The following is a 2708-nucleotide window of genomic DNA, read 5'->3' on the forward strand; positions in this document are numbered from 1 at the left end:
CGTGGGTACTCCAGGTGGGCGTTGCCCGGCGAGACGTCGTCGGCCCACTTGGTGCGCAGCTCGTAGGTGGACTTGTTGGCGCCGCTGCTCCAGAAGGAGCTGACAACGTTGCCGTCCGTGCCGGTCAGACCGCCCTTGCCGTCGTAGCGGATGTCGGCGAGGCCGGGCGCGGTGCCGGTCTTGTTGCCGACGACGGGCTCCTTCAGCACGACCAGCAGGGTCCGCGGGTCGGCGGGGTCCAGTTTCGCGTCGCCCAGGGGCCAGGTGGCGCCGCCGATCACGGCGTCGAAGTGGCAGCTTCTGACCTGCTCAGACGCGACTTCACCGCGTCCGGTCCGAACGAGCGGTGGGTAGCCGACTTCACCTATGTCGCAACCTGGTCCGGCATCGTCTACGTCGCCTTCGTCGTGGACGTGTTCTCCCGAGGGATCGTCGGCTGGTCGGCCGCGACCAGCAAGCGGGCCAAGCTCGTCCTCGACGCCCTCGACATGGCCTTGTGGCGCCGCGACCGGGCTGGCATTCCGGCACGCCCCGGGCTCGTTCATCACTCGGACGCGGGCAGTCAAACCAGGTTCAACCAGTGGATGCAACACCGGCTTATGTGACTGCTGCGCCGACAGCTCGCGTAGCTGCTCGCCGTCCAGATCCTGGTGGGCCTGGCGCAGCGCCTCACCGAGCTGCAGCAGCCGCTGCACCTCATCGGGCTGCTCACGCACCAGCAGATTGCTGGCCCACGCCCCCAGGGTCGGGCGGCGCAGACGACGGATCTGGTCGGCCAGCCCACGGTCGCCAGCAGCACGGGCGGCCTTGGCACGCTTGTCGCGGGCGGCGGTGAAGTCACCCGGCGCAAGGCCGTACAGCTCATCCACGACAGCGTCCAGATCCACCCTTCCCACCCACCAGACTCAATATGTCGATTTTGCCACCATTCGATCTCGTGGGGGTTGAGTGCCGAGCCAGGCCTTCCCGCCTCCGCGTGACTGCACCGCGGAGCACGGTCAGGTACCGAAAGGCGGGACCTGCTGCACGGTGAGGTACTCGCGCAACCGCAGGAAATGAACGGGGTGACGGTAGCGGGCCTCGTCGACCGCGGTGTCGGCGAGGAAGTCCGCCACCAGGTCCGGTCGCACGGGGTGGTACTCCAGCTCGCCGCAGCTGCCCTTCGAGCAGTCGGCCACCTCCACGGGCAGGACGGGCGGTCAGGACGCGCGGTGCAGCGGTACGGTCGTGGCGGGGCCGATGGCGGTGGGGCCGAACTTGGCGCGGATGCGGTCCATGGCGGCTTCTGCGACGAGGCGGGCCTCGCGGGCATGGTCCAGGGTGATCTGCTCGGCGACCTGGTCGGCGTCGGCGAGGTCCTCGCCCGTGAGTGTGAAGCCGGTCAGGCGGCCGCGTTGCAGTCCGGCGGCGTCCATCAGCTGGTAGGCGAGAGTGCGCAGGTCTTCGTCGTGTGCGGATGCCTCGATCAGGCGGCGGGTCTTCTCCCACCGGGTGCCGCCGGCGAACTTCAGGGTCAGGGTGAGGGCGCGGGCTGCCTGGCCGCGGCCGCGCAGCAGCACGCCGAGCTGGACGACCAGGTCGAGCAGGGCCGCGCGGACGGCGGCGCCGTCCAGGGTGTGCCGGTCAAAGCGGTGGCGGACGGTCGCGGAGGCTGGCAGGGCGCGGGGCACGACGAGGCGCGGGTCGAAGCCGCGGGCCCGGTCGACGGCTGTGCGTCCGGCGCGGCCGCCGAGGAGGCGCTGCACGGTGGCGGGCGGGACGGCGGCAAGCAGGCCGACGCTGTGGATGCCGTAGTCGTGCAGTGCCTCTGCCTGGCGGGGGCCGATGCCGTGCAGAGCCTGAACCGGCAGCGGGGCGAGCCAGCCGGCGGCATGCTCGGGTGCGATCGCGAGGACCCCGCCGGGGCCGACGATCTGTCCGGAGGCGGTGGCCGCGACCGTGATGGTCGGCCCGACGCCCACGCGGACGTCTACACCCAGGAGCGAGATGGCCCGCACCCGCAGGACCTCACCGAGCCGGCGGGCGCCGACGCCGTGATAGCGCAGGGCACCCTTGAGCTCCACCAGCGCCGCGGACGGAGGCAGGGCCTGGACCACCGGGGACATGTCCGCCAGGAGCTCCAGCACCTGCCGGTAGGTGTCCTCGGGCAGCCGGTCCGGGCAGCGCACATGCATCACCGACGGCTGCACGCCGAGCGGCGTCTCCGCGTTCACCATGTCCACCTCCCACCATCAGATTATCGAACAGAAAATCGAACACGCGAGTGCACAGGCAGACGATCGCGACTCTAGAATCGGAAATGTGTTCGATGACCTGCCGCCCGACCTGGAGCGCCTGCACACCCTGCGGATGTGGCACGCGATGTGGCTGGCCCGCATCGACCGCAAGATCGCAGCCCTGGAGCGGAGGCATGCCGAACACGAATACGGGCAGCGCAACCGTCCGCGACCCCCGGACTGGATCGTGGAACTCGGCATCGGCACGGGCCGGCCACCCGTCCAGGTTCACGCCGGCGACTGCCACATGGCGGGCGAGCGACGTCGTACGGTCAGCCACGAGGAAGCCCGCCGGCTGCTCGCCACAGGGCTGCGGGCGTGCAGCCACTGCCAGCCCGACGTCCGGCTGCACATCCTCGACTTATTAGCCGCCCTGGCCGCCGCCGCGCTGCCCGGGCCGCCGCCAGCCCAGTGAGCGGCCCACACTGGAGT

Annotated in this window: 4 protein-coding genes and 2 pseudogenes; 3 read left to right on the plus strand and 3 right to left on the minus strand. The window is 70.8% G+C overall.

Translation table 11 applies throughout. The features are described 5' to 3' along the window. Nucleotides 1–281: pseudogene (locus AB0I54_RS48025) on the minus strand (glycoside hydrolase family 2); the annotation flags it as partial. 21 nt (nucleotides 282–302) lie between these two features. On the opposite strand from AB0I54_RS48025, the pseudogene AB0I54_RS48030 reads away from it, so the two are divergent. Further along, nucleotides 303–605: pseudogene (locus tag AB0I54_RS48030) on the plus strand (DDE-type integrase/transposase/recombinase); the annotation flags it as partial. A gap of 45 nt (nucleotides 606–650) precedes the next feature. Continuing rightward, nucleotides 651–980, plus strand: coding sequence for a hypothetical protein (locus AB0I54_RS48035; protein ID WP_363302736.1), 330 nt, complete (start codon nucleotides 651–653; stop codon nucleotides 978–980). Between the two features lie 18 nt (nucleotides 981–998). Here the strand turns inward: AB0I54_RS48035 and AB0I54_RS48040 are convergent, their stop codons facing one another. Continuing rightward, a complete protein-coding gene (locus tag AB0I54_RS48040; protein ID WP_363302737.1) occupies nucleotides 999–1184 on the minus strand; it encodes a hypothetical protein in 186 nt (61 codons plus the stop codon). 15 nt (nucleotides 1185–1199) lie between these two features. Then, on the minus strand, nucleotides 1200–2216 hold the full coding sequence (locus AB0I54_RS48045; protein ID WP_363302738.1) for a hypothetical protein: 1017 nt from the start codon (nucleotides 2214–2216) through the stop codon (nucleotides 1200–1202). A gap of 85 nt (nucleotides 2217–2301) precedes the next feature. Between AB0I54_RS48045 and AB0I54_RS48050 the strand changes: the two genes are divergently transcribed. Next, nucleotides 2302–2691 (plus strand): DUF6233 domain-containing protein, encoded by a 390-nt coding sequence (locus AB0I54_RS48050; protein ID WP_363302739.1) that lies wholly within the window; start codon nucleotides 2302–2304, stop codon nucleotides 2689–2691. Nucleotides 2692–2708 lie beyond the last annotated feature (17 nt).

This window comes from Streptomyces sp. NPDC050625 (genome assembly GCF_040654755.1).
Classification (GTDB): domain Bacteria; phylum Actinomycetota; class Actinomycetes; order Streptomycetales; family Streptomycetaceae; genus Streptomyces.